General features: G+C 70.8%; 26 protein-coding genes. 20 read left to right on the top strand and 6 right to left on the bottom strand.

The window, feature by feature from the left end:
• The first annotated feature begins 4 nt into the window (after window positions 1-4).
• From OMP39_RS00320 to OMP39_RS00280, 9 genes are all read left to right on the top strand, one after another.
• Window positions 5-1,609, top strand: coding sequence for an alpha/beta hydrolase (locus OMP39_RS00320; protein WP_264892835.1), 1,605 nt, complete (start codon window positions 5-7; stop codon window positions 1,607-1,609).
• A 95-nt stretch (window positions 1,610-1,704) separates the two neighbouring features.
• Complete coding sequence (locus tag OMP39_RS00315) at window positions 1,705-2,751, top strand: T6SS immunity protein Tli4 family protein (protein ID WP_264892834.1); 1,047 nt, start codon at window positions 1,705-1,707, stop codon at window positions 2,749-2,751.
• A 29-nt stretch (window positions 2,752-2,780) separates the two neighbouring features.
• Window positions 2,781-3,023, top strand: coding sequence for a hypothetical protein (locus OMP39_RS00310; protein ID WP_264892833.1), 243 nt, complete (start codon window positions 2,781-2,783; stop codon window positions 3,021-3,023).
• 1 nt (window position 3,024) lies between these two features.
• A complete protein-coding gene (locus OMP39_RS00305; RefSeq protein ID WP_264892832.1) occupies window positions 3,025-4,632 on the top strand; it encodes an esterase/lipase family protein in 1,608 nt (535 codons plus the stop codon).
• A 92-nt stretch (window positions 4,633-4,724) separates the two neighbouring features.
• Window positions 4,725-5,771, top strand: coding sequence for a T6SS immunity protein Tli4 family protein (locus OMP39_RS00300; RefSeq protein ID WP_264892831.1), 1,047 nt, complete (start codon window positions 4,725-4,727; stop codon window positions 5,769-5,771).
• A gap of 22 nt (window positions 5,772-5,793) precedes the next feature.
• Complete coding sequence (locus tag OMP39_RS00295; RefSeq protein ID WP_264894593.1) at window positions 5,794-6,489, top strand: DUF4123 domain-containing protein; 696 nt, start codon at window positions 5,794-5,796, stop codon at window positions 6,487-6,489.
• The gene (locus tag OMP39_RS15390; protein ID WP_425340650.1) at window positions 6,474-7,256 is read left to right on the top strand and encodes a DUF3304 domain-containing protein; all 783 of its coding nucleotides are present in this window, start codon (window positions 6,474-6,476) and stop codon (window positions 7,254-7,256) included. The genes OMP39_RS00295 and OMP39_RS15390 overlap by 16 nt, the downstream gene beginning before the upstream one ends.
• Window positions 7,257-7,285: 29 nt before the next feature.
• A complete protein-coding gene (locus OMP39_RS00290) occupies window positions 7,286-8,011 on the top strand; it encodes a DUF3304 domain-containing protein (RefSeq protein WP_264892830.1) in 726 nt (241 codons plus the stop codon).
• Between the two features lie 691 nt (window positions 8,012-8,702).
• Window positions 8,703-10,091, top strand: coding sequence for a T6SS phospholipase effector Tle1-like catalytic domain-containing protein (locus OMP39_RS00280; protein ID WP_425340649.1), 1,389 nt, complete (start codon window positions 8,703-8,705; stop codon window positions 10,089-10,091).
• A 52-nt stretch (window positions 10,092-10,143) separates the two neighbouring features.
• Here OMP39_RS00280 and OMP39_RS00275 read toward each other — a convergent pair whose 3' ends face one another.
• The gene (locus tag OMP39_RS00275; RefSeq protein ID WP_264892828.1) at window positions 10,144-11,112 is read right to left on the bottom strand and encodes a tripartite tricarboxylate transporter substrate binding protein; all 969 of its coding nucleotides are present in this window, start codon (window positions 11,110-11,112) and stop codon (window positions 10,144-10,146) included.
• 147 nt (window positions 11,113-11,259) lie between these two features.
• Window positions 11,260-12,066: an HDOD domain-containing protein gene (locus tag OMP39_RS00270; protein WP_264892827.1), complete on the bottom strand. Its 807-nt coding sequence runs from the start codon at window positions 12,064-12,066 to the stop codon at window positions 11,260-11,262.
• A gap of 222 nt (window positions 12,067-12,288) precedes the next feature.
• Between OMP39_RS00270 and OMP39_RS00265 the strand changes: the two genes are divergently transcribed.
• Window positions 12,289-12,780 (top strand): hemerythrin domain-containing protein, encoded by a 492-nt coding sequence (locus OMP39_RS00265; protein ID WP_264892826.1) that lies wholly within the window; start codon window positions 12,289-12,291, stop codon window positions 12,778-12,780.
• A 10-nt stretch (window positions 12,781-12,790) separates the two neighbouring features.
• Here OMP39_RS00265 and OMP39_RS00260 read toward each other — a convergent pair whose 3' ends face one another.
• Window positions 12,791-15,073 (bottom strand): S8 family serine peptidase, encoded by a 2,283-nt coding sequence (locus OMP39_RS00260; protein ID WP_264892825.1) that lies wholly within the window; start codon window positions 15,071-15,073, stop codon window positions 12,791-12,793.
• A gap of 187 nt (window positions 15,074-15,260) precedes the next feature.
• On the opposite strand from OMP39_RS00260, the gene OMP39_RS00255 reads away from it, so the two are divergent.
• From OMP39_RS00255 to fabG, 6 genes are all read left to right on the top strand, one after another.
• Window positions 15,261-16,040 carry a PIG-L deacetylase family protein gene (locus OMP39_RS00255; RefSeq protein ID WP_264892824.1) on the top strand — a complete coding sequence of 260 codons (780 nt, stop codon included), beginning with the start codon at window positions 15,261-15,263 and terminating at the stop codon, window positions 16,038-16,040.
• Entirely contained in the window at window positions 16,015-17,004 is a 990-nt protein-coding gene (locus OMP39_RS00250; protein WP_264892823.1) for a glycosyltransferase family 2 protein, read from the top strand. The genes OMP39_RS00255 and OMP39_RS00250 overlap by 26 nt, the downstream gene beginning before the upstream one ends.
• A 77-nt stretch (window positions 17,005-17,081) precedes the next feature.
• Window positions 17,082-17,765, top strand: coding sequence for a UdgX family uracil-DNA binding protein (locus OMP39_RS00245; protein WP_264892822.1), 684 nt, complete (start codon window positions 17,082-17,084; stop codon window positions 17,763-17,765).
• Between the two features lie 125 nt (window positions 17,766-17,890).
• Window positions 17,891-18,475, top strand: a complete 585-nt coding sequence (locus tag OMP39_RS00240) for an NUDIX domain-containing protein (RefSeq protein ID WP_264892821.1) — start codon at window positions 17,891-17,893, stop codon at window positions 18,473-18,475.
• Window positions 18,476-18,492: 17 nt separating this feature from the next.
• Window positions 18,493-19,074 (top strand): alpha-ketoglutarate-dependent dioxygenase AlkB, encoded by a 582-nt coding sequence (locus OMP39_RS00235; RefSeq protein ID WP_264892820.1) that lies wholly within the window; start codon window positions 18,493-18,495, stop codon window positions 19,072-19,074.
• Window positions 19,075-19,177: 103 nt separating this feature from the next.
• Complete coding sequence (fabG, locus tag OMP39_RS00230; RefSeq protein ID WP_264892819.1) at window positions 19,178-19,918, top strand: 3-oxoacyl-ACP reductase FabG; 741 nt, start codon at window positions 19,178-19,180, stop codon at window positions 19,916-19,918.
• A 34-nt stretch (window positions 19,919-19,952) separates the two neighbouring features.
• Here fabG and OMP39_RS00225 read toward each other — a convergent pair whose 3' ends face one another.
• Together OMP39_RS00225 and OMP39_RS00220 are read right to left on the bottom strand one after the other, a co-directional pair.
• Window positions 19,953-20,189 carry a DUF3606 domain-containing protein gene (locus tag OMP39_RS00225; protein ID WP_264892818.1) on the bottom strand — a complete coding sequence of 79 codons (237 nt, stop codon included), beginning with the start codon at window positions 20,187-20,189 and terminating at the stop codon, window positions 19,953-19,955.
• Between the two features lie 4 nt (window positions 20,190-20,193).
• The gene (locus tag OMP39_RS00220; RefSeq protein ID WP_264892817.1) at window positions 20,194-20,412 is read right to left on the bottom strand and encodes a hypothetical protein; all 219 of its coding nucleotides are present in this window, start codon (window positions 20,410-20,412) and stop codon (window positions 20,194-20,196) included.
• Window positions 20,413-21,028: 616 nt separating this feature from the next.
• Between OMP39_RS00220 and OMP39_RS00215 the strand changes: the two genes are divergently transcribed.
• Window positions 21,029-22,051: a Tim44 domain-containing protein gene (locus OMP39_RS00215; protein WP_264892816.1), complete on the top strand. Its 1,023-nt coding sequence runs from the start codon at window positions 21,029-21,031 to the stop codon at window positions 22,049-22,051.
• Window positions 22,052-22,209: 158 nt separating this feature from the next.
• Complete coding sequence (locus OMP39_RS00210; protein WP_264892815.1) at window positions 22,210-22,908, top strand: hypothetical protein; 699 nt, start codon at window positions 22,210-22,212, stop codon at window positions 22,906-22,908.
• A gap of 260 nt (window positions 22,909-23,168) precedes the next feature.
• Here the strand turns inward: OMP39_RS00210 and OMP39_RS00205 are convergent, their stop codons facing one another.
• Window positions 23,169-23,660 (bottom strand): DUF4260 domain-containing protein, encoded by a 492-nt coding sequence (locus OMP39_RS00205; RefSeq protein WP_264892814.1) that lies wholly within the window; start codon window positions 23,658-23,660, stop codon window positions 23,169-23,171.
• Between the two features lie 199 nt (window positions 23,661-23,859).
• Between OMP39_RS00205 and ahpC the strand changes: the two genes are divergently transcribed.
• A complete protein-coding gene (gene ahpC / locus OMP39_RS00200; RefSeq protein WP_264892813.1) occupies window positions 23,860-24,426 on the top strand; it encodes an alkyl hydroperoxide reductase subunit C in 567 nt (188 codons plus the stop codon).
• A gap of 183 nt (window positions 24,427-24,609) precedes the next feature.
• Window positions 24,610-26,181 carry an alkyl hydroperoxide reductase subunit F gene (gene ahpF, locus OMP39_RS00195; protein ID WP_264892812.1) on the top strand — a complete coding sequence of 524 codons (1,572 nt, stop codon included), beginning with the start codon at window positions 24,610-24,612 and terminating at the stop codon, window positions 26,179-26,181.
• Window positions 26,182-26,200 lie beyond the last annotated feature (19 nt).

The following is a 26,200-nucleotide window of genomic DNA, read 5'->3' as shown; positions in this document are numbered from 1 at the left end:
CCCCGTGCGCTACGACGAGCGCGGCAACCCCTACTGGGACTCGCGCATGAGCCCACCCGACGACAGCGTCGGTGTGTGCCACATGGCGCCCGACCGCATCATCCCGGTGATCTTCGTGCCGGGGGTGATGGGCAGCAACTTGAAGCAACGAGGTGTTGAGCCAAAAAGTGCCGTCCGCTGGCGTCTGGACGATGCCGGTAGCGCCGGCCGCTGGGCTGCCCCCGACAGAAATGCCCGTTATCGCAAGGAGTATCTGAACCCGGCGGCAATGGAAGTCGATGCGCAGGGCAAGGTGACGGAAAACACGTCCCTGCCGGCCGAAGAACTGCGCCGGCGCGGCTGGGGCGAAGTGGGCTACCTGAGCTATGGCGAGTTCCTGGGCTGGCTGGAGAACACGCTCAACGACGTCGATACCTGCAAGACCGGCCTGCGAGCGCAGCTCATTGGCAAGGCACTGCGGGCGATGACCGGCGACGAGGCGTTGTCGCGCGATGAGGTCGGCCTGAGCTATCGCTACCGCTTTGCGGTGTATGCCTGCGGCTACAACTGGCTGGACAGCAACGTGGCCTCGGCCCACCGGCTGAAGCGGCGGATCGAGCAAACGCTGGCGCGCTACAGGGCCGAGAAGAAGCGCTGCGAGAAGGTGATCATCGTCACGCACAGCATGGGCGGGCTGGTGGCGCGCTACTGCTCGGAGGCGCTGGGCATGCGCGACAGCATCCTGGGCATCGTGCACGGGGTGATGCCGGCCATCGGCGCGGCGGCGGTGTACCGGCGCTTCAAGGCCGGTACGGAAGACACCACGCCCTGGTACAACATCAAGGGCGCTTTCGTGGCCTCGGCACTGGGCAACGACGCGCGCGAGATGACGGCCGTGTTGTCCAGCGCGCCCGGACCGATGCAGCTGCTTCCCACGCCGGAATACGGCAACGGCTGGCTGCGCATCCGGGACGGCAAGACCACCTTGTCGCTGCCGCAACGGGGCGACCCCTATGGCGAGATCTACGCGGTACGCGGCAAGTGGTGGAGCCTGTGCGAGGACCACCTGATGAATCCGCTGAATACCGAGACCGACCCGAAGAAGCGCAAGGCAGTGATGGATCGGGATTGGGCGGCGTACGACCACCTCGTGCACAAAGAGGTGAAGCCATTTCATCAGAAGTTGTACAAGCGTTACCACCCCAACACCTACGCGTTCTTCGGCAGTCACCCCGATCAACGGGCCTACGGCAACGTCACCTGGACAGGCGATGGCGGAAGCTGGCTGCGCGGCGACCGCGCCGCTGACGTGCTGAACGCCCGCGCGCTCGATCCGTCCCAAGTCAACGAAACGCGCACCGTCGCGGCGACGCTGCAGGGTTCCGGCTGGTTGAGGGCCGAGCATCAGGACTACACGATCAGCGAGCCCGACGAACCGGGCGACGGCACCGTGCCGCACCGCTCGGGCATCGCGCCCAGGCCGCATGTGCGTTCACTGCTGCAGGTGAACACCGGCCACGAACCGGCTTACCACGCCGGCGTCGATATCGAGAGAGTGCGCCAGTTCACCGTGCGCGCCATCGTCAAGATCGCGCAGCGCATCAACGAAACCAGCCTCGCCTACAAGTGACGCCTCGTCGCATCCTGACCGCGCTGCTGGCCGCTGCCTTGACAGCCGGTTGCCAACCTCCCCCTGTCCAGATGACGCCTTCCCAAGCCGCTCAGATGAAGAACCTCACCAGCGACCTCGTGCCGCGTTGCATCGGCCGGTACCTCATCGATTTGCCGCGAAGCTTCGTCGTCAACCCTGTCGCAAGGGCCGTGATCGAAGGCATCACCATCGAGACCGAGCCGATGAGCAGGAACGAATTTGAGGCCTACTTGATGAATCGAGAGGCGCAGCTTCGGTCTGCTCATATGGATGGCGCGCCTGGGACGCCATTTCTCAAACGGGTGGAAGCCAATGCTCACGTAGAAGTCGGCCGCATATTCAATCGCGCAGAACACACCGGTGCACCAGCGTTTGCTCGCACGCTGGAACTGCTTGCTTGGAAAGACGGGGTCCGCTTCTCCATGACGCTGAATGCCACCGACGGAACAGACCTCAAGGTGGACTCGGAGGTGATTGGCACGGTCTTTGAAGAAAGCGAACGCCGGACGGTCGAGAAGTACAAGGGCATCAACGAGGTACCCCAGAAGCTCGCCCATCTCATCGGCGTCTTCCAGCGCACCTCAGGCCGTGCCGATCATGAGATTCCCACCGGCCCGGGCGTGTGCATCCGCCACGGCTTCATCCGAGGGCCAGCCACCGATCAGGAATGGATCGACCTCAACTACTACCTCAGCACCGCGGAGGACGTGTCGTTCACGTTTCACTATTTGAGCCATATCGGTCCCCAGTCCGATACGCTGCTGCAGCGAGGCGGTTCGATCGAACCAGCGCTCAAGAGGGTGGACGGGCGCACGCTGCGCAAAGGCGTGCGTGAGACCAACAACCTGAGGCCGGAGGAGTGGTTGATGGAGCGACAAGTCGACCCGGGTGTCAAGGACTACCACTTCACACTCGAGCTGAACAGCGAGTCGGGCAATGCGCGCGAGCCGTTGCTGGTGATCGACTTCGACAGTGGGTCGCGGATTCCCCACCCGGAGCGCTCGCTGGAGGAAGAGGCCACGCTCAAGCCGATTCAGAAGGCAACGCTCGGCGAAGCCGAGTCCATCGCGCTGTGGGACGCGGTGCTGCCCACGCTGCGCCGGCGGCCGAACGCGTTCTGATCGTCCGGGCTGTGCAGGGCCGCCCCACCGTGCGCTCCCCGCGCGCCGACACCAACCGCGCCGCGCTCAGCGGCTTCAAGAGCCGGGAGTTCGGCGGCGCGGGCTACAACCAGCTCGTCTTCTACGACAAGCCCATCGCCCACCGCCGCTTCGAGATCGTCAGAGGCGATGGCACCACGGTGCGCGGGCACACAGACGCGAACGGGCGCACCGGTCTGCAAAAGAGCGACTTCTTGGAACAGATCCGCCTACGGCTCCTGGACGAGGTTTGAGATGGCAGAGCAATCCACCCAAGAGCGGATGATCCCCGTGCGCTACGACGAGCGCGGCAACCCCTACTGGGACTCGCGCATGAGCCCACCCGACGACAGCGTCGGTGTGTGCCACATCGTGCCTGACCGCATCGTGCCCGTGATCTTTGTGCCAGGGGTGATGGGCAGCAACCTCAGATCCAGCGGCGAAGGCCGACGCTGGCGAATGGACTCGGTTTGGACAGCCCTGTCGTGGATATGGGCCGACGCCAAGGAACGCAAGCGTTCCTTGCGCCCCGAGACGATGGAGGTGGACGACGGCGGCAAGGTGCAAAGGAAGATGAGTGTGCCGCGCGAGGAACTGCGCCGGCGCGGCTGGGGCGAGATCGCGGCGATGAGCTATAGCGCCGCGCTGCGCTGGCTGGAGGAGAACCTCAACGACTATGAGAACTGCCGCGACGGAGTGCGCGTGAAGTTGATGGAGCAGGCGCTCGGGGCAGAACTGGGCGAGGCCACATTGACCGAAGACGAGGTACGCCTGAGCTACCGCTATCGCTTCCCGGTACACGCGTGCGGCTACAACTGGCTGGACGACAACGCCCGGTCCGCCCGCCGCTTGGGCGAGCGAATCGATCAGGTGCTGACGCGCTATCGAAACGAGGGCAAGCGCTGTGAGCGGGTCATACTCGTCACCCACAGCATGGGCGGGCTCGTCGCGCGGTATTGCTCCGAAGTGCTGGGCTACCGAGACAAGATCTACGGCATCGTCCACGGAGTGATGCCGGCGATCGGGGCTGCGGCGGTCTACCGGCGCATGAAGAGCGGCACGGAAGGCGGATGGGCGGCTGCGCAGGTGATGGGGGCGGATGCGGCGGAGATGACCGCGGTCTTGTCCACCGCGCCCGGCCCCCTGCAATTGCTCCCCACCCCCGAGTACGGCAATGGATGGCTGCGCATCCGCAGCGGCGCCCAGGAAGTCAGCCTGCCGCGTCACGGCGACCCTTATTCCGAGATCTACACGGTGCGCGGCAAGTGGTGGGGTCTATGCGACGAGGAACTGGTGAATCCCCTCAACGAAGAGCGCGATGTCAATCGAAGCAAAGCAGAGATGGATAACGACTGGAAGGTGTTTTCGCGCATCATCCAAGCGCAGGTCAAATCCTTCCACTCGGCTATCAGCAGCTGCTATCACCCCCACACCCATGCCTTCTGTGGGGACAGCGACAAGAAAAAAACCTACGGCACCGTGTCGTGGCAACAAAGCAGCGATGAGGGGAAACCGTTGGACGAGTGGATCGAAGGCACCGCACCGCACGAGTGGGGACGCCGCCGGATTAATCAACTCGAAGAAGATCGTGTCGTCTTGCACCCACACGGGAACACGCAGGCGCGTTTTTCGATCAGCGGCCCTGACGAAGCGGGCGACGGTACCGTGCCCCGTCGCTCGGGAATGGCGCCCAAGGCCCACTGCCGAAGCTTCTTGCGGGTCGCTGTCGAGCATGAACCGGCGTACAACCCGGAGGAGGGGAAAACGAGCCTGCTCGCGCTCCACTTCACCGTGCGCGCCATCGTGCGCATTGCGCAACGGGTGCGTGAGACATCCACCATGATGTACGACGACCTCCGATGAATCCCACCCGACGCCGTCTGCTACAAGCCGCCGCCTGCATACCGCTGACGCCCTCGCCCTCCGCTGCCGCCCGCTCGTTCCGCGCTCCTGCCATGACCGCCGAAGAAGCCCAACTCATTCAAAGTTTGACCGCGCGCATGACCACCCGCTGCATCGGTCGCCACCTCATTGATCTGCCCGAGCAGTTCGTGCTGAATCCGGTACAAGAAGCGGTGATCGATGAGGTCCACGTCGAGATCCGGCCGCTGGCAAAGGACCGATTCGAGCTGGAGACCCATGCCTTGTTGCGCAAATATCGCTCTCAATCTCTGGTGGGGAAAAGCGCCGGATTGCCGTTCGTCAGTCGCGAGATCTCTCTTGCGGGCGGGGTGATCGTGGATAGAGCTGAGCACGACGCAACCTCTATCCGCGCTGGCAGAACCTTGGAGGCGCTGTGGTGGGATCGTGGATACGCCCACCGGGCCACGATCAAGGCCATCGACGGCACCTACCCTGAGCTGCAGTCGGACCCCTACTGGCGCGAGCAAGGAACCGAGGTGCCCGAAAAACTCGCCACCCTTCGCGCCGTCATCGCCCGCGTGCGCGGGCGGCGGGATGACGAGATTCCGTCCGAGCCGGGCGATGGCTTTGCGCACGGGTTCTGGCAAGGAGCGCAGGCCCCGGCGGCCGAGTTCTCCATCAACTACCACCTGCAGGGCACGCCGGATGTGTACATCCACCTGCGCAGCGTCAGCGGCGACGCTCGGGTGGCCCGCCCCGACACGGGTCTGATGCAGCGGCGCGCGCAGATCGAACGGCAGATCCAGCGCTCGGGGGCCGAACTGTTGTGGCTGCGCCCGCGGGTGATCCACGGCAAAGCGTACGAAGAGTCGGCGGGGCGCGAACCGGCGCATGTGACTTCCGCCCGAGTGCCCGGCCACAGCGCGGTCTTGCAGACCGATCAAGCGGTCGAGGGCCGCTCGGCGCCGTTTTTCAAGATGCTGATGTTCAACGGCCACTACATCCCCTCGCCGCCGCGCAGTCTGGAAGAACAGGCCAAGATCCCGGATCTCAAGCGCGCCACGCTGAGCGAAGCCCAGATGCTGGCGTTGTGGGAGGCAATCACCGCCACGCTCAGACCGCGGCCGGGCGCCCTTTGAGCGTGGTCGGCGGCGCCGAGCGCTGGCACAGGCCGTCTTCCACCGTCTCGGGGAGACGGGCCCGGAGGCCCTCGCTGTCTCTCCATGCGTCGTCGCCCACCGCCCTCACGATGCGGCGTTGCGCGACGTGCTGCACCAGTGCAGCGCCCGGCCCATGGTCACCGCCGTGGTCACTTCGGAGAGTGCCGACCAGCTCGCAGACCGTCTCGCGCGATGGGCGATCGTGAACGCCACCGGGAGCCTCTTCCATCTGCGCTTCGCCGACACGAGGCGTCTGCCCGCCATCGCACGTGCCCTGCAGCCCGAGCAGTTGGCCGACTTCATCGGCCCGGCGTTGCAGTGGCGCTGCATCGGTCGCGACGGCCGCTGGCACGAACTGCCCCGCGTTGCGGTGGAGCCGACAGCCCTCACCGCAAACTCTATCGAAGCGCCGCCCCTGGATGACGCCCAGTTCGCGGCCCTCGTGCAAGACAGCGAAGCCGACGGGCTTCTCGCCGCGCTCGAGCGCGACCTGCCTCACGTGTGGCAGCGCACCCGGCCGTCATGGCGGCATCGCCACGCGCGGGAGGCGTTGCGAGAAGCCGATCGGCGCGGCGAGCGGGACACTCCCGCACGCCTGGCCCGCGTGCGCGAAGCGCTGCGGCGCACGGGCGCCTCTTCCGCGTCCCACCTCGAAGGGACCTCTTGCCCTCACCAAGACCCATGCGCATCTTCGTGACTCTTGCAGCCGCTCTGGCCTTGTTGAACGGCGAGGCCGATGCTGCGCCGGAGGGGACGCTCGTGCGCGTCCGAGCCCTCAACTACACCGACAAGCACCTGGTCGCGTTCGCCTTCGTCGACCCCGACGCCGGGAGCGGGGTGAGCGGCCCGTACGTCGAACCCTACTCCAGCTCGCCCTCCCTGTGCTGCTATGAGCTGCCGCGTCAATGGCGGGCCGGCATCAACGTCCACCTGGTCCATGACTGGTGGACGGGGTTGCTGGACAAGCGGGCACACGAAACGGCGTTGCACGAGCTGCCTGCCTACCCCAGGGGTCGGCCCGCGGACTTGTGGGCGGTCTTCCACGCCGATGGCAGCGTCGAAGTCGTCCTCAGCGACGCGGAGCCCGACGACCCGCAATGGCCTGGCAAGGTCAAAGGCTGGCCGGCGCCGAGCCGGGACCACCAGCTCAAGCAGTGGCAACTCGAGCACGACCGGCAGTCGCGCGCCGTGGCCCGGCTGCAGCGGAGGATGAACGGGCTGCCCCCCCCACGAACTGCGCGAGCTGTGGGACGGGCTGCACCAGCGCAGGCCCGCGGCACTGAAGGACTACACCGGACCGGACGACCCCCGGTTCAAGGAAGCCCTCCAGAAAGACGCCGCCGAACTCCTGCCGCAGGCCCTGGAGCGCTTGGAATGGCTGGAGCGCCACAAGCCATGACCCCACCCGCGAGCCTCCATCCGCACACGACGCGACAGAACTTCCAGAAGGTGAACCGCCGATGAGCCGCTTGTGTATGTCCCCACGATGCTGCGTGCCCTGGCTCCTGGTCCTCGGCGCTCTTGTGACGCTCCTCGCCGGCTGCGCCGGCCCGATGCCGTCGGACCGCGACGCCGTGGCCGTCACGGCGGTGAACTACACCGGCCGGGAGCTCAATGCGGTGCTGTTCATCGATCCCCAGTCCACTCGGGTCGCCGGCGGCACGGGGGCCGATCCTTACGGCGCCAGCGGCGCGATGTGTTGCTATGCGCTGCCGCGCCGATGGCAGCCGGGCATCAAGGTCAAAGTGCGCTACGACTGGTGGACCGGTTCGTCGGCCGATCGCCGGTACGAGACGGTCGAGCAGGAACTGCCGCCGTACCCCACCGACGAGCCGGGTGTGCTGTGGGCGCTGTTCTACGAGGACGGCAGCGTCGAGGTGCTGGCCAGCGCCGTGGACCCCGGCCACCCGAAGTGGCCGGGCAAGCTCAAGCACTGGCCCGTGCCGAGCCGCGAGTACAAGCTCAAGTTGTGGCAGAGGCAGTACGAGGATGCTCTGGCCGGCATAAAGACATTCGAAAGACAGCCGCAAAGAACGCAGGAGGACCTCGAGAAGGAATGGAGTTTCTACAGGGGCTTCTCCCAGGAAATGAGGGACCGCCTTGCCGCCTTCAGTGGGCCGTTGGATCCCGCCTTCTCCAACTTCTTGGAGCAGCAGAGACAGATCGCTCTGGAGACGTATCGGCGTCTCGCGGATCAGCTTCTTAGAGTCAAGCCATAGGAGGGAGCATGACGATACGTCTTGCACCCAGCGTAGATCCTCTTGCTTTCGCCAATCCAGCGGACAAGGAGAGGATGTTTGCGGGTCAAATGGATAAGGTACGAACGTGGGAAATGCGGGAGTTGCCCGCCATCGGCCAACCCGGCCGCTCGTGCGAGACGAACCTGTTCTTCGGCTTTTTCTTCGACGGCACGCGCAACCACTACGGCCTGAGCGAGGAGCGCGGCGACCACACGCACTCCAACGTCGCGCGGCTGTTCGATGCCTACCCGGGGCAGACCATTGCCCCGCAGGCCATGCTCGACGAGCGCGTGCGCTGGCCCAACGAGGCGGCGTATCCCAACTACTTCCGCATCTACATGCCCGGCGTGGGCACCCCGTTCGAAGAAATCGACGACAGCGGCCGGGGCCTGGACGAGAAGCTCGGGTCGGCCTTCGCGCGCTGGGGCGAGCGGCGCATCGTCTGGGCGCTGGCGCAGGCCATCAACGCGGTGCACCGCTACTTCCACAAGGCGCCACTGCTGTCCAACGCCGAGGTGCTCGCGCTGGCGCGCCAGGTGGACCTGAACCGCCACGCGCTGCGCCGCTCGCCCCGCTTCGTGATGCACGAGGCCGATGGCTTTCAGGCCGCCAACACGCAGGCGCGGCTGCAACAGGGCTCGAGCGCCTGCACCAGGCGCTTGGGCCTCACATGCCGGACCCGCACACCGGGCAGCCGCAACGGGTGGACCCGGGCATCGTGCGCCACCTGTACGTCAGTGCCTTCGGCTTTTCGCGCGGGGCGACGGCGGCACGGGTCTTCGCCAACTGGTTCGTCGCGCTGTGCGAGCTCGATGCGCGGCTGCTCGGGCGCAGCGGTCGCACGTTGGGGGGCTTTCCGGTCGAGTTCGACTTCCTGGGCCTGTTCGACACCGTCGCCTCGGTGGGCCTGGCCTCCAGCGCGCTGATCAGCCACGGCCATGGCGACTGGGCCGACGCGGAGGTGTCGATGCGCGTGCCGCCCGGCATCAAATGCACCCACCTGGTCTCGGCCCACGAGGTGCGCCGCTCGTTCCCGCTGGACTCGGTTTGCGTGGGCGAGCAACTGCCGCCGGGCTGCCAGGAGATCGTCTTTCCAGGCGTGCATTCGGATGTGGGCGGCGGCTATGCGCCGGGCGAGCAGGGGCGGGGCACCGATCCGCAAGGAGCGGACTTGCTGTCGCGCATTCCTTTGGCGGTGATGTACCGCGAGGCACGGCTGCAAGGGGTGCCGTTCAAGCTCGAACTGGCATCGGATACCGCCAAACGACGCTTCCTGATCGCCCGCTCCACCCTCGCCGCGTTCAATGCCTACATCGAGGCGAGCGAACGCTATGCGCAAGCGCACCCGCGCGCTGGCATGGCGCCGATGCGCGCGATCATGCGCACGCAGATGGAGATGGCGATCCTGTGGCGCAAGCGCTGGGCCGGGCGGGCCGGCCAGATGCCGGTGCTGGCGGCCGCCCGGCAGGAGGACCGCAACGACATCGTCGGCGCGGACCGCGAGTTCTGCGAGGAGATGCGGCGCTTCGAGGCCTGGCGCGGGGAGCGACGCAATCCGCACTCCCGGTGCGAGGACGCGGTGGTGGGCACCTGCATGCGCATCGAGGAGCGGCGCGTGCCGGGGCTGGACAACGGCCGCTTCGACGAGTGGGAGGACCTGAACGACTGGTGGGACCGCGACGACGTGCCCGAGGCGGTCGCCTCGCTGCTGGAGACGCTGGTGCACGACTCGCGCGCGTGGTTCAAGCTCTCGGGCTGGGAAGCCTCCGAGGTCGAGGAGGGCCTGAAGCGCTGGGTGCGCGAGTACGACGAGTACCTGGCGCAGGTCGAGCACGCGCGGCGCTGGAACGAGCCGCAGCCGACCCTGCACTTCAACCGCCAAGAGCTGGCTTGGATCCAGCACTACAAGGCCACCGGCCGCATCCCGGAGATGGAAACGCGCGGCCGCGAGCCGTTCGTCCTGGGCGCGGGCTATTTGCGCTTCCGCCGCATCTATGCGGGTGGCGACAAGCTGCGGCTGACGCACCTGCTGCCGGCCTTGCAGTTGCAAGCCGCATGACGGCGCTGCGGGGCGGGCCGGCAGCCGCCGCAGCCTCAGCCGACGACTGCGTTCAACTCGGCTTGGCGAGGCCGAGCTTTTCGATCAGCGCCTTCTCCTTCTTGAACGTCTCGGCGGCGAAGCGGCTGTACTCCTGCGAGCCCATGTACATCAGCTCCTGGTCGTACTTGGCGAGCGCCTCGACGTGGTTGGGCATCTCCATCGCCTGCTTGAAGGCGTCGTGCAGCGTCTTGACCAGGCCCGGGTCCATGCCTTTGGGCCCGCCGATGCCGTAGGGCGAGGCCTGCACGATGCCCAGGCCCAGCTCGGTGAGGGTGGGCGCGTCGGGCAGCTTGGCCAAGCGCTTGGCGCCCCAGGTGTTGAGCACGCGCAGCTTGCCGGCCTGCACATGGGGGATGAAGCCGGTCGAGTCCGCCGCGGCCATCACGTGGCCGCCGAGGATGGCCTGCATGAGGTCGGCGCTGCCCTTGAAGGGGATGTGATTGAGCTCGATGCCCGCCTTCTGCGCGATCTCCTCCATCGTGAGATGGGGGCTGGTGAGCGCGCCGGTGGAGCCGTAGGTGAGCCGCCCGGGGTTGGCCTTGGCCCAGGCGACGAAGTCGGCCCAGGTCTTGAGCGGCGAGTCGGCCGGCACCACGAGGCCGAAGGAGTAGCCCGTCACGCACAGGATGTAGGTGATGTCCTTGACCGGGTCCCAGTTGATCTTGGCGGTGTAAGGCAGGCGGAAGACCCCGAGCGGGATCTGCGCCAGGGTGTAGCCGTCGGGTTTGGCCAGCTGCAACTGCTGGGCCGGCAGCGTGCCGCCGGCGCCGGGCCGGTTCTCGACGATCACCGTCTGGCCGAGGATCTTGCCGGCGTTCTCGGCCAGCACGCGCATGGTGATGTCGGTGGGCCCCCCGGCGGGGAAAGCGACCATCAGCTTGATGGGCTGGCTGGGGAACTTCTGGGCCCAGGCGTAGGCGGGAGCGCCGAGCGCTGCCGCACCGGCGCCCAGGGTCTTCAGTACTTGGCGGCGTTTCATGGAGGGTCCCTTTCGGCTTTCGTGGTGGACGCGGCGAGCTGGCCGCGAGGTGCTTCGATCCAGCATGGCACCCCGCCCATGCCCCTGCCACCGGGGTTTGCCCCCACGGCCTGTCGCCCAGGCGTCAGGCGCGAAAGTGCCGTTCCGTCAGGCGGCACGCAGCACGGCGTAGGCGTCCTCTGCCGCTTGGCGCAGCCGCCCTTCGTCGAGGCCCGAGAGCGCGGCCACGGCCTCGACCGCGGGCCCCAGCGCTTGCGGTGCGCGCAGCAGGTAGTGCGCCACGGCCGACAGGGCGCACACCGGCACGGCCTCGGGCTCGGCGGGCCAGGTGCCGCCCGTCTGCACCACCACGTGGTAACGCACGCAGGTGGTCGCCGCGCTCGCCAGCACCCACGACTTGCACATCGCCGCCCCCAGCGCGTCGTGGCTCACCCCGAAGGTCTGCATCTCCTGCAACACGAGCAGGTCGTCGCCGGTGGATTGGCGCAACATCGGCCCATAGCGTTCAGGGGCGTGGCGGAACATCACCGCCTTGCCGCATTCCTCGAAAAGGCCCGCGGAGTGGGCGACGAAGGCGTCGAGCCCGAGCCGCCGCGCCATCAGCGCCATCACCATGCCGCGGCGGTTGGCCCGCAGCCACAGCGCCTCGAGCTCGGGCGAGGAGGGAAAGACCGAGCGCAGGCCCATCTCATAGGTGATGGCCGCGACCTCCTGGCTGCCCAGGTACAGGATGGCCTGCTGCACGGTGCGCGCCGTCTGCCGCAGCCCGTAGATCGGCGCGTTCACCGCCTTGAGCACCGCGGCGGCCAGGGCCATGTCGCCCTCGATCAGGCTGCCCATCGCCTTGAAATCGACCTCGTCCTCGGCCATCAGCAGCGCGAGCTGGACGAGCACGTCGGGCTTGGCGGGCAACTCGATTTGCAGGGAGCGCAGGGCGGGATCGATGGGAGGCATGGGCGCGGTCGGCAGGAGGGCCCCTCCTGGGGGAGCCGGTCCAAGCATAGCGAGAAATGCCCCCTGCGGGCGGCCGGGGTCCGCGGAAGTTCAGCCGCCTGAGGCGGGCACGCCACCTGCTCACGAGGGCTGTCGGTCGCCGCCAGCCGGTGGGGCCGAGTCGGAACGGCCGCCCGGTGCATCGGATGACCGGGCGGGAGAGTGAACGAGGGACCTGCCACGATGAACGCAATCGATCTTCTCATCACCCAGCACCGTGCGATCGAGGGCAAGCTCGCCCAGTGGTCGGAGATGGTGACGAGCGCGGCCAAGCGCGAGCTCTTCGAGCAGGTGGCCGAGCACTTGAGCGTGCACATCGCCTCGGAGGAGCAGGTGTTCTATCCGGCCGTCAAGGTCCAGAACATCGAAGGCGTGCTGCTGGAGTCGCTGGAGGAGCACCTCTCGCTCAAGCGGCTGCTGGCCGACCTGCGCGAGCTCGACCAGCCGGGCGACGAGGTGTTCGAGGCCAAGTTGAAAGTGCTCAAGGAGCAGACGGAGCATCACCACGAGGAAGAGGAAGAGCATCTCTTCCCGAGGGTGGGCAAGCGCTTCGACCCGCAGACGCTGGAGCAGCTGGGCCGCCAGATGGAGGAACTGCAGCGCTCGATGCGCCGCGAGGGCGATCCGGCCGCCGTGGTGGCGTCGCAGACGGACCAAGCCGCGCCGCTGCAGTGAGCCTTCGGCGTCAGGCCTTGCGGGCGCGCAGCACCCACGCGGCGAGCCCCACGGCGAGGAGCGGGCCGACCGTTTCATGAACTTGCGGTCGAACCCGTCGAGCATCCGCGGGGTGTGCAGGCTCATCGCGCTCGCGAGCTTGGCCGTGCTGCCGGCATAGAGGCCGCGGCCGCCTCCGGCGTGCCGCGAGGGCGGCGCACACCGCCAGGGCCGCCAACCCCGCGCCGGAGGCGGCCCCGCCACCGGCCCCGGGGTCCTGACCCGTCGTCGGCTCGGGGCCCGCAGCGGTGCTGCCCGGCGCGCCCTCGCCCACTTCCACCGAAAAGCGCACCGCAGGCCCGGTCAGCAGGTCGTCGGCCGCCGCGACGGCGAAGGTGTAGGTGGCGCGCGCGGGCGTCGCCGGGACCTGCCACACCAGCTCATCGCCCTCGAGGCGAGCGCCGGGAGGCGCCTCCAGCAACAGCAGCGTGGACGGGTCGCCGTCCGCGTCGGTGACGGTGAGCCGCTGGCGCCAGCCGGCCCCGGGGGCCAGTCGCGCCGAGGGCACGGACGCCACCACCGGTGCGTGGTCGACCTGCACGGCGACGCGGTCGCGAGCTTCCACGCCGGTCGCCGAGGCGACGGTGACCTCGAACACCAGCGGCGCGCCGCGCACCGGCGGGGCGGCGAAGGCGGCCTGCGCCGAGTCGGCCCCGAGCAGCGCGACCGGGGCGCCCGACAGCTGCGCCCAGCGGTAGCGGTACGGGGCCGCACCCTGCGCGGCCTGGACGTCGAGCGACACCGTCGCCCCGCCGGCCACCACCGGCGAAGATGCGCTCACCCGCAGGGTGGGTGCCTGGCCGGCGCGCAGCAACGCGGCCTCGGCGTCCAGCAGGCCCGTGCCGCAGGTGCCGGGATGCAGCGCGCACCAACTGCCCGGCGGGTGGGGGCGCGCGCTGGAGACGAGCAGCGAGCGCACGTCCTGCGGGGTGAGCGCGGGATGCGTGGCCAGCACCAGCGCAGCGGCGGCGCTGACGTGCGGAGCGGCGGCCGAGGTCCCGATGAACTCGCTGTCGTAGGTGGGCACGCCGGGCTCATGGACGCCCGAGTTGCCGAGCGCAAGGATAGGGCGCGTGTCGCAGGCACCGGCCGCCTGGCAGCTGCCTCCGCCCGGCGCCGTGAGGGCCACGCCGGCCGCACGGTTCGAGTAGCGGGCCAGATCGCCCGAAGCGGTGTGCGCCGCCACCGCGATCACCCCCCGGCAGTTGGCTGGCGGCGGCAGGGCGCTCGCCGCCGCGTTGCCCGCCGCTGCCACGACCACGACGCCCCGCGCGACGGCGCGGTCGATCGCCGCCTGCAAGGTGGCGCCGCAGGCCACGCCGGGCGCCCCGCCCAGGCTCAGGTTGATGACCTGCGCAGGCGTCGGGTTGCCGGCCGCCGCCCCCGAGGCCCAGTCGATGGCGTCCGCGATGTCGGACATCCACCCACCGCAGCGGCCGAGCACGCGCAGGTGCTGCAGCGCCACCACCGGCGCGGCACCGCCGGCGATGCCGATGCCGTTGTTGGCGATGGCCCCGATCACCCCGGCGACGTGCACGCCGTGCCAGCTGGAGGGCAGCCCCTCGGCGAGGCAGTAGTCGCCCGGATCGGTGGGGTCGTCGTCGCGCCCGCCGGTGCCGTCTCCTTCGTAGTCCGGCGAGGTGACGAAGTCGCGCCCGGGCAGCTCCATGCCCTGCAAGTCCGGGTGCGGGCGCGATCCGGTGTCCAGCACCGCCACCCGCACGCTGCGGGCGCCGGCCAGGGGCCAGGCACGAAAGAGCCGCGCGCCGCCCAGGCTGTCGCCCCGCATCGACCAGCTCCCGACTGCCGCGCCGTCGTTGGGGACGGGTTCGACCTGGTGCGCTCGCATCCGCACGTCGGGCTCGGCCCACTCCACGGCCGGGTCGTCGGCCAGCCGCGCGGCCAGCGCGCGGGCCTGGGCGAGCGACACGGGCCCCTGCGTGCGGTACACCACGGAGCCGCCGGCCGTCTCGTGGGAGCGGTGCCACGCGAGGCCGGTGCGTTGCTGCCAGCGGGTCGCCGGGCCGGCCGCAGGCCCGGGGGCCGCGCGAGAGGCCGAGGCCCCGGGCACCCCCGCCCGGGCGGGCGCTTCGGTCGGGCGCAGCTTGACGACGAAACGGTCGGTGACGAGGGCCTCGGGGGCCGAGGCGCGCACCGGCCCGGCACCCGGGGGCGGAGCCGCCACGGCGGCGGCCACCCAGGCAGCCTGCGCCAGCCACACGGCGGCGCGCTTGGCGAGAGAAGGGATCGGCATGGCATCCGGGCGGCAGCAACCGAGGCCGCGCAAAGACAGAGCCCGGCAGTATGACCAGCGCCGCCCCGGCGGCCCAGGCAATAGTTCCGCCGCGCGGCCGCCACGTACACCCGCACACCCCCCGCGTGGAATCGTGCGCGCTTGCGGGCACGAAGGGCAGGTACGCCGTCTGCTCGCGGCTGCGAGGATGCTCTCATTGCGCTACCTCGTGATCTCACCCCATCTGGACGATGGCGTCTTCGGCTGCGGGCAGCTGCTGGCGGCGCACCCGGGCAGCACGGTCCTGACCGTGTTCGCCGGCGTGCCCGAAGCCGCCCCCGCTCCCGAATGGGACCGCCGGTGCGGCTTCACGAGCGCCCAGGCCGCGATGGCGGCGCGCCGAGAGGAGGACCGGCGGGCCCTCACGCAGCTCGCCGCGCGGCCCTTGTGGTTGAGCTTCCTCGACAGCCAGTACGGCCGGCCGCCGAGTCGCGCTGCCCTGTGCGACGCCCTGCGCGGTGCGATGCAGGCGCTCGCGCCCGGGGCCTTCGCCCCGCAGGGGCGACCACCCGCTCTCGCCGAGGACGCCGCGCCGCTCGCGGTGCTGGTGCCGATGGGGCTCTTTCACTCCGACCACGAGCTCGTGCACGAGGCGGCGCTCGCCGTGCTGAAGGAGCCGGGCGCGCCGCCCGCGCTGGCGTACGAGGACGCGCTCTACCGGCGCAAGCCGGGCCTGCTGCAAAGGCGCCTGGCGGCGCTGGCTGCGGCCGGCTGGTGCGCCACGCCGGCCACGCTGGGCCCGCTCGGTGCGCCGGCCGACAAGCGGCGCGCCGTGGAGGCCTACGCGAGCCAGTTGCGCGCTTTCGGCCCGGGCGGCTGGAGCGACGCGCTCGAGCCCGAACGCTATTGGCAGCTGACCCCGCCCCCGGCCACGCCGAGGTCCGGGGCCCGGGAGACCGCCGATGACCTTGCCCTTGCGACCCCTTGATGCAGCCCCCGCTGCAGCGCCTGCCTGCCGTGCCCTGCCCGAGCCGCTGCACCGACTGCACCCACCCCTGCACGAGCGCCTGAGCGTCGTCGTGCTCACCTACCGACGGCCCGACTCGCTGGCGCGTACGCTGCACGCGTTGCACGCGCTGCCGGACGTGCCCCGCATCGTCGTGGTCAACAACGACGCCCTCGACGCCCGGGTGGCCCGCGTCGTGGCCCGCTACCCCGGGGTGCAGTTGGTGCACTGCCCGCGCAACCTCGGCGCGGCGGGCCGCAACGAGGGCGTGCAACTCGTGCGCACGCCCTACGTGGCCTTTTGCGACGACGACACCTGGTGGGCGCCCGGCGCGCTCGAGCGGGCGGCCGACGCGCTGGCGGCCCACCCGCGGCTGGCGGCCGTCGCGGCCCGCGTGCTGGTGGAGCCGGCCGGCCGCGAGGACCCGACCTGCCATGTGATGGCCACCAGCCCGCTGGACGCCCAAGGGCTGCCCGGCCCGGCGCTCATCGGCTTCATGGCCGGCGCGGTGGTGATGCGCACCGAGGCCTACCGCGCGGTGGGCGGGTATGCCGAGCGGCTCTTCATCGGCTGCGAGGAGCGGCTGATGGGGCTGGACCTGCTCGCGGCCGGCTGGCGCATGGTGTACCTGCACGACGTGGTGGCCCACCACCACCCCTCGCCGCTGCGCGACGCGGTGGAGCGCCGCTGGCTCCATGCCCGCAACACGCTGTGGATCGCCTGGCTGCGCCTGCCCGCCGACAGCGCCTGGCACGAGACGCGACGCGTGCTGCGCGAGGCCCGGCGCGAGGGCCTGACTTGGCCGGTGCTGTGGCGCACGGCGCTCGGCCTGCCGTGGGTGTGGCGGCATCGACGGCCGGTGCCGCCGCAGGTGGAGGCCCTGCGCCGCCAGGTGCTCGGCGCGCCGCGGCCGTGGCGCGCCCGCGCGGCCGTGGCAAGCGCCTGAGCACGCCCCCGTCTCTGCCGGCTGCGCCCCGCACGACCATGGCCCGCCGCCACGTCAACGCGCGACCGACGCCCGCCATGCCCTCCACCGCGCCCGCCAGCGGCCTTTCCCGTCGGGCACCGGCGGCCGAGGACGCCCTCGTCCCACCCGACACCCGGACGGACCCCGAGGCCCGCTGGCAGGCGCTGCGCGCCCAGGCCGCCGGCTGCCGGGAGTGCCCGCTGGGCTTCCATGCGACGCAGACGGTCTGGGGCGAGGGCGACCTGCACGCGCCGCTGATGCTGGTGGGCGAGCAACCGGGCGACCAGGAGGACCGGCAAGGCCGCCCCTTCGTGGGCCCGGCCGGGCAGCTGCTCGCACGCGCCCTGCAGGCGCTCGGCTGGCCGCGCGAGCGGCTGTACGTCACCAACGCGGTCAAACATTTCAAGTACGAGTGGCGCGGCACGCGCCGCATGCACAAGACGCCCGGCCAGCGCGAGGCGGCCGCCTGCCTGCATTGGCTCGAAGGCGAGATCCAGACGGTGCGCCCGCGCGCCCTCGTCGCGCTGGGAGCGACGGCCGCCCGCTCGCTGCTGCACCGCGCCGTCCCCGTCACCCGCGAGCGCGGCCAGTGGCTCGTGCGCGCGGACGGCCGCCCGGTGCTCGTGACCTTGCACCCCTCGGCCCTGCTGCGGCTGCGGGGCCCCGACCGCGAGGCCGCCTACGCGCAGTGGGTGGAAGAGCTGCGCCGGGCCGAGACGCACCTGCCCCCGGCGGGCTGAGGCGCTGCGGCGTGTCCGGCGCCCACCGGCCCGTGACGACGCGCGGTCACGCCTGCACACGCCCTCCTCGGCCCGATCGGGGCATGCTGGGGGCGGACCTTGCCACGACTTCCGGAGGAAACCCCATGTCGATCGCCGACCGCGTGCGCGTGCGCCACGTCCAAGTCCTGTCGGACGACCACTACGTGCTGAAGAAGACGACTTATGACTTCCGCCGTCGCAACGGCCAATGGCAAGCGCAAACCCGCGAGACCTACGACCGCGGCAACGGCGTGACCGTGCTGCTGTACGACCCCACGCGCCGCACCGTCGTGCTCACACGCCAGTTCCGCTACCCGGCCTTCGTCAACGGGCACGACGACCTGCTGATCGAATCGCCCGCCGGGCTGCTGGACGACGCGGACCCCGAGGCGCGCGCCCGCGCCGAGGTGGAGGAGGAGACCGGCTATCGCCCGCGGGGGCTGCGCAAGGTGTTCGAGGCCTTCATGAGCCCCGGCGCCGTGACCGAGATCGTGCACTTCTACGTCGGCGAGTACCGCGCCGAGGACCGCGTGGACTCGGGCGGCGGGCTGGCCCACGAAGGCGAGGACATCGAGGTGCTCGAGCCCACGCTGGAGGAGGCGTTGGCGATGATCGAGGACGGCCGCATCAAGGACGGCAAGACCATCATGCTGCTGCAGTACGCCGCGCTGCACCTGCTGGCACGCTGACGGGAAGGCGCCCGGCCGTGTCGCCGACCCAGCCCGACCTCTTCGGCCCGCGGGCCGGCTGGCCCGAGGGGCTGGTGTACGAGCCCGCCTTCCTCACGCCGGAAGAAGAGGCGCACTGGATCGCGGTCGTGCAGGCGCTGCCCTTGCGCGAGGCCGACTACAAGGGCCACACGGCCCGGCGCCGGGTGGCGAGCTACCTGACCCGCTACGACTTCGACGGCAACCGCCTGCATGCGGGCGAGCCGTTGCCGCAGGCGCTCGCAGCGCTGGTGGAGCGCGTCGCGCAGTGGATGGGGGTGGCGCCGGGCACCATCGCCCATGTGCTGGTGGCCGAGTACCGTCCCGGCACGCCGCTCGGCTGGCACCGCGACGTGCCGTCCTTCGAGCGCATCGCCGGCGTCTCGCTCGCCGCCGATGCGCTGCTGCGCCTACGGCGCTACCCGCCGGTGGCCCGCGCGCCCACGCTCGACCTCACCCTCGAAGCCCGGTCGATCTACGGCCTGGCCGGCGAGGCCCGCTGGGGCTGGCAGCACGCGGTGCCTCCGGTGCCGGCGCTGCGCTACTCGATCACCTGCCGCACACGCGTGCGGCGCGGGTGAGCATTGCTGCACGGCACCGCCGGTTGCGTGAGCCCGGCGTCGGAGATGGCGCGCCGTCTCGCGCAGAATCGCGCCCGTCACCGACACACCGGAGTGCTTTCCCATGCGTTTGAAGGACAAGGTCGCCCTCATCACCGGCGCCGCCAACGGCATCGGTCTGGCCACGGCCCGGCAGTTCGCCAACGAAGGGGCCATCGTCGTGCTGGCCGACGTGCAACCCGAGGCGCTGGAGCGCGCGCAGGCCGAGCTGGCCGCCCGCGGGGCCCGCGCCGAAGCCCACCGCATGGATGTGACCGACCGGGCCCAGGTCGACGCGGTGGTGCAGCGCGTCCTGCAGCGCCACGGCCGGGTCGACGTGCTCGTCAACAACGCCGGCATCACGCGCGATGCGCGCCTGCAGAAGATGACCGAGGCGCAGTTCGACCTCGTGATCGACGTCAACCTGAAGGGCGTGTTCCACTGCACGCAGGCGGTCGTCGACTCGATGGTGGAGCAGGGCCGCGGCGTGATCCTCAACGCCTCCAGTGTGGTCGGCCTGTACGGCAACTTCGGCCAGACGAACTACGCCGCCACCAAGGCCGGCGTGATCGGCTTCACCAAGACGTGGGCGCGCGAGCTGGGCCCCAAGGGGGTGCGCGTCAACGCCGTGTGCCCCGGCTTCATCGCCACCGACATCCTCTCCACCATCCCCGAGAAGGTGCTGGAACAGATGCGCGGCAACTGCTGGATGCGCCGCCTCGGCGCCCCGGAGGAGATCGCCAAGGTCTACGCCTTCCTCGCCAGCGACGAGGCCAGCTACGTCAACGGCGTCGCGCTGGAAGTCAGCGGCGGCATGACGCTCTGAAGCGGCGGCGGCCGCTTCAGAGCGCGCCCACCCGCTACCGCGGCGGCCGGGGCCCCGCGGGCGGCTCGCTGTGGCCCGGGGGCGGCGTATGGCGGTCGTCGCGCGCGGCCAGCAGCCAGGCCCCGACGCGCTCGGGGTCGGTGCCCACCGCCCGCACCGCCTCGAGCAGCTGGGCCTCGCTCACCGCGAACTTCTCGGCCCAGCGGCGCAGGCTCGCCTCGTCGGCCGGGTCCAGCCGCTCGGGCTGCGGTTGATCCTGCACGGCCAGCATGGCGTCAATGCAGTGTCGGCGCGCGCGGACACAGCAACCGCGAGCCGCAGCTGCAGGGCGACGGCGGCGGGATCAGCTCGAAGGCGGTGTAGTCGGCGCCGCAGTGGGTGCAGTACCAGCGATAGCTCACCAACTCGCCGGAGGCGAGCGCCGCCTCGGTGATCTCGTCGTCCAGCTCCTGCAAGGCCTCGAGGAAGTCCTGCTCGTCGATCTGGTAGTACATGTCTACTCCTTTGCGACGCCCGTGGCCCGGGGGGGCTCGAAGCGTCTTGGGCTGTGGGTGCATTTCGCCACGTCGGGCTCGCACGCACAGTCGGCCGCGCACCGACAGGTGTGTCGGCGTCATCGCGCCCGGTGTCGGCGGTGGGGGCGGGCACGCCGCCTGCCGCACGGGGGAGCCGCCCTTGGCGTTCGTCCGCAGACCGGTCCGTCAAGGGGGTCGCTCATGAAGGAGCCGCCCATGACACGCCCCTCTCGCACCCGCCGCATTGCCGCGCTGGCCGCGGCCCTCTCTGCGGCCGCCACGTCGAGCGCCTGTGATCGCGAACGACCGCCCGTGCTGCCGCAGACCCCGGGCAATGCACCGGCGGGAACGCCGTCCGGCCCCGGCCCCGCCGCGACCGCACCGTCCGGGACCGCCAGCGCCCCGGGCGCGAGCGGCACCCCGGCGGCGCCCAACGCGAGCACCGGCCCCGCCGCGGGCTCCACCGCCCCGGGCGCCGGCACGGCCGCACCCCCGCCCGCGCCCGGCGCCAGCCGCTAGGAGGGGCGTGGAACTCCCGGGCGAAGCCAAGGTCCACTAGGATTCGATGCATACACGAACGCACCCAGGAGCCCGCATGAAATCGTGGTGGTTGGCCGGCATGATCGCCGCGATGAGCACCGGTGTCGCCCTCGCGCCCGTCGAGGCCGACGCGAGACGGCTGGGCGGCGGGAGCAGCGCCGGCATGAAGCGCACGCTGCCGGACCGCTCCGCGCCTCAGCAGCCGACCCAGCCTGCGCAGGGGCAGAACGCCTCGCCGACGCAGTCCTCGCCCACGCAGACCCCGCCGTCGCAGCAAAGTGGCACGCCTTCTCCCACCGCGCCCGCAGCGGCGGGAGCCACCGCCACCGGCGCGGCCGCGGCCCAGCAGGGCGCCCGGCGCTCGTGGATGGCGCCCCTCGCCGGCCTGGCCGCGGGGTTGGGCCTGGCCGCGCTGATGAGCCATCTGGGGCTCGGGCCCGCGTTCGCCAACTTCCTGATGCTGCTGCTGCTGGCCCTGCTCGCCGTCGTGGTGATCCGCTTCCTCCTGCGCCGCTTCTCGCCGGCCGCCCCGGCGCGCCGCGAGGCCTGGCAGGGGGCCGGCGCCCCAGGCGGGGCAGCGTTCGAGCGCGGCCCGGCGGAGAGCGCCGCGCGCGATCCCAGCGCCTGGACGCCTTCCGCGCGCACTTCGGTGGAGCGCGACACCGCCCCGGCGGCCTTCGTGCCCGGCGGCGGTGCAGCCCTGCCCGCCGACTTCGACCGCGAAGGCTTCGAGCGCCTCGCCAAGCTCGTCTTCATCCGGATGCAGGCGGCCAACGACGCCGGCAATCTGGACGACTTGCGACGCTTCACGACGCCGGAGATGTTCGCCGCCGCCCGGCTCGACCTGCAGGAGCGGCAAGGCCGGGCGCAGCAGACCGACGTGTTGCAGCTCGACGCGCAGATCGTCGACTTCACGCGCGAGGCCGAGCGCGACCTCGTGAGCGTGCGCTATCGCGGCCTGATCCGCGAGGAGGCGCAGGCAGCGGCCGAGCCGTTCGACGAAGTCTGGCACCTCGTGCGCCCGCACGACGGCAGCCGCGACTGGACGATCGCGGGCATCCAGCAAACGGGGACCTGAAGGCCCGGCGCTCGGCCGCCCGGAGCCGGGCCGACACCCCCGCGGGGGGTGGGGCGCAAGCCCCGGGGGCAAAGACATTCAGGCCCGAGCGCGCGCCGGGCCCCAGGCACCGGCGTTGCTGCCCGTCGGGAACATCCATCCCCACCGAGGAGTTCCCGATGGCCCCCTCCGACCCCACCTCCCACCCCCCTGAGAACGATCGCCGCGGCGACGCCGACCCGGGCGGCACTGCCGCCGGTTCCGGCCGCGTCGGTGGCGCCTACCCGAGCGGGCTGGCGGGCGACGTGCAGGTGCGTGAAGAGCGCATCGACCGCGGCCCGCGCGGCATGCTCGTCTCGCCCCTGGTGCGCTCCGACAGCGGAGGCCCGCTGCCCGCCGAGGGCCTGGACCGCGACAGCGGGGCGGGCGCTGCGGCCGGTCACGACACCGGCGGACGCGAGGCCTCGCGCGGCGCACAGGCCGCACTGCGGGCCGACGCCTCGACCGGGACGACCGCCCGCGCGCCGTCCCTGGCGTCCGCCTGGCAGCGGTTGCGCCGATGGAACGCCGAACGCGACAGCCTGCCCGGCGAACACTGGGCGGCCCTGGCCGCCGGCGCCTGGCTCTTCACGCGGCGCCCCGGCTCCGCGCTGCTGCGGCTCGCCTGCCTGGCGGGCGGCGCCGCGCTGATGTGGCGAGCCGCGAGCGGGCGCGACGGGCTGCGCGCCCAGTGGCAGGCTCGCCGCTCCGGCACCGCGCCACCGGAGCGGGCCCCCACCCCGGCGCGACGCCCCGCCGCGCAGCCGGACGACCTGCCGCCCAGCCCGCACCTCGCCGGCTCGCTGGAGGGCGTGCCGTGGGTGGACCGCCGGGAATGAGGCCGGCTTCGGGCGGCCGGGCGCCGGGCTTTGTGTTCGGCCCCCGGGGCTACGCCCCACCCCCCAAGGGGTTACGGCCCAGCTTCGGGCGGCCGGGCGCCGGGCTTTGTGTTCGGCCCCCGGGGCTACGCCCCACCCCCCAAGGGGGTTACGGCCCAGCTTCGGGCGGCCGGGCGCCGGGCTTTGTGTTCGGCCCCCGGGGCTACGCCCCACCCCCCAAGGGGGTTACGGCCCAGCTTCGGGCGGCCGGGCGCCGGGCCTCAGCGCGGCGGCCGGCCGATCAGCCCGAGGTGCGTGTGGCGAAAGCCGCTGGGGTACTTGAGCCCGTAGCCGAGCGCGCGGTCGAAGCCGATGTGCGCGGCCCAGATCAGGGCGGCCGGCACGGCCCATGGCACGGCGGCCAGCAGTCCCAGCGCGAGGCAGGCGGCCGGGCCGAGGTACGAATGGGCCGCGTTGTACAGGCGGGCGCCGACGCGGGGCCCGGCCAGGTAGCCGAGGAAGGACAGGTCCGGCGCGAGGAAGGCCGCGGCGAACAAGCCCCAGCCGGCGGCCTGCTGGTGGTAGGCCCACAGGGCCAGCGCGAGCACGGCCGCGCCTTCGAGCCGCAGCAGCCACCGCACGCCGCCAGTGGTGGCGCCCTCCGCAGCGCCCAGCGCCGCAAAGGGATGGGCGGCCGGTGCAGCGTCGGGCAGGGCCTGGGCGGCGTGGGGAGGAGCGGACGACGGGGAAGAGGAGGATGTGAGGACTGGCATGTACCCCAGTGTCGCACAGGGACATGGCGGGCACATGACGCCCCGGGCCAGCGCGCGTCCTCGGCCCGCTCAGAGGCGCCGCGCGCGATAGCCGCAGCCAATCTCGGGGCTTTAATCAATCAATGCACAACATGGTGCAGGTGTCCTAGGATGTGATCTCTGACACAACCTCAACCACCCCTCAGAGAGAGCAGAGACCATGTCACATCTCATCAACACCCAAGTTCAGCCTTTCAAGGCGCAGGCCTTCCACAACGGCAAGTTCGTCGAGGTCACCGAGCAGTCCCTGAAGGGCAAGTGGTCGGTCCTCATCTTCATGCCGGCCGCCTTCACCTTCAACTGCCCGACTGAAGTCGAGGACGCGGCCGAGCACTACGCCGAGTTCCAGAAGCTGGGTGCCGAGGTCTACATCGTGACCACCGACACGCACTTCTCGCACAAGGTGTGGCACGAGACCTCCCCGGCGGTGGGCAAGGCCAAGTTCCCGCTGGTCGGCGACCCGACGCACGCCCTGGCGCGCGCGTTCGACGTGCTGATCCCTGAGGAAGGCCTGGCGCTGCGCGGCACCTTCATCATCAACCCGGACGGCGTCATCAAGACCGCCGAGATCCACGACAACGCCATCGCCCGCGACGTCCGCGAGACGGTGCGCAAGCTCAAGGCGGCCAAGTACGTGGCCGAGCACCCGGGCGAGGTCTGCCCGGCCAAGTGGAACGAGGGCGCCAAGACGATCGCCCCGTCGCTGGACCTGGTCGGCAAGATCTGAGTCGCGTGAAGCGCGAACCGGCCGGGCACGCCCCGGCCGTGTCCCTGCGGGCAGCGGGCCGCCGGCTTGCTGCTCACCCGGCAGGGCCACACTGAAAGCCTCCGCGGGCGGTGAGTCCCGGTGGCTTTCGAGGTGGCCGGGCCTGCCACACCCTCTGAAAGCCAATCACCGAAGGACACCGCCATGCTGGACGACGCCCTCAAAGGCCAACTCAAGGCCTATCTCGAACGCATCACACAACCCATCGAACTCGTCCCGTCGGTGGACGAGAGTGAGGCCTCGCGCGACCTGCTGGAGCTGCTGCGCGAGATCGCCGAGCAGTCGCCGAAGGTCACGCTGCAGGCGAGCGTCGACGACGCGCGCAAACCCTCGTTCGTGATCCGCCGCACGGGCAGCGAGGTGCAGGTGCGCTTTGCCGGGCTGCCGATGGGCCACGAGTTCACGTCGCTCGTGCTGGCGCTGCTGCAAGTCGGCGGTTATCCGCCCAAGCTCAGCGACGAGGTGGTCGAGCAGATCCGATCGATCGACGGCGACTTCCACTTCGAGACCTACATGTCCCTGAGCTGCCACAACTGCCCGGACGTGGTGCAGGCGCTCAACGCGATGTCGGTGCTGAACCCGCGCATCCGCCACACGACGATCGACGGCGCGTTGTTCCAGGCCGAGGTGGAGGAGCGCCAGATCATGGCCGTGCCCGCCGTGTTCCTGAACGGCCAGTTCTTCGCCAGCGGCCGCATGGGCGTGGAGGAGATCCTCGCCAAGATCGACACCGGCGCGGCCCGGCGCGATGCGGCGCGACTGAGCGCCAAGGCGCCGTACGACGTGCTGATCGTGGGGGGCGGCCCGGCCGGCGCGGCAGCGGCCATCTACGCGGCGCGCAAGGGCATCCGCACCGGCATCGTCGCCGAGCGCTTCGGCGGCCAGGTGCTGGACACCCTGGGCATCGAGAACTTCATCTCGGTGTCGCAGACGGAGGGGCCGAAGTTCGCGGCCGCCCTGGAGCAGCACGTGCGCCAGTACGAGGTGGACCTGATGACCGCGCAGCGGGCGGACAAACTGGTGCCCGCCGCGGCCGAGGGCGGACTGGCCGAGGTGCACCTGGCCAACGGCGGCGTGCTCAAGGCGCGCTCGGTGATCCTGGCGACCGGCGCACGGTGGCGCAACGTCAACGTGCCCGGCGAGCAGGAGTACCGCAACCGCGGCGTGGCCTACTGCCCGCACTGCGACGGCCCGCTCTTCAAGGGCAAGCGCGTGGCGGTGATCGGCGGCGGCAACTCGGGCGTCGAAGCGGCGATCGACCTGGCCGGTATCGTGCAGCATGTCACGCTGCTCGAGTTCGCCGACCAGCTCAAGGCCGACGCGGTGCTCGTGCGCAAGCTGCAAAGCCTGCCCAACGTGACGATCCACACGAACGCGCAGACCACCGAGATCACCGGCGACGGCCAGAAGGTCAACGGCCTGACGTACACCGACCGCACCAGCGGCCAGTCGCACCACGTCGAGCTGGAGGGCGTGTTCGTGCAGATCGGCCTCGTGCCCAACACCGAGTGGCTCAAGGGCACGGTCGAGCTGAACCGCTACGGCGAGATCGTGATCGACGCGAAGTGCCACACGAGCGTGCCCGGCGTGTTCGCCGCGGGCGATGCGACCACGGTGCCGTACAAGCAGATCGTGATTGCGGCCGGCGAAGGCGCGACCGCGGCGCTCGGCGCCTTCGATCACCTGATCCGCACCAGCCCGCCGCAGGCGGCTTGAGGGCGGCGCCGAGGCGGCC

Origin of the sequence: Schlegelella aquatica, from assembly GCF_026013905.1 — a bacterium.
GTDB lineage: Bacteria > Pseudomonadota > Gammaproteobacteria > Burkholderiales > Burkholderiaceae_C > Caldimonas > Caldimonas aquatica.
This window is presented reverse-complemented; position numbering and strand designations above follow the sequence as displayed.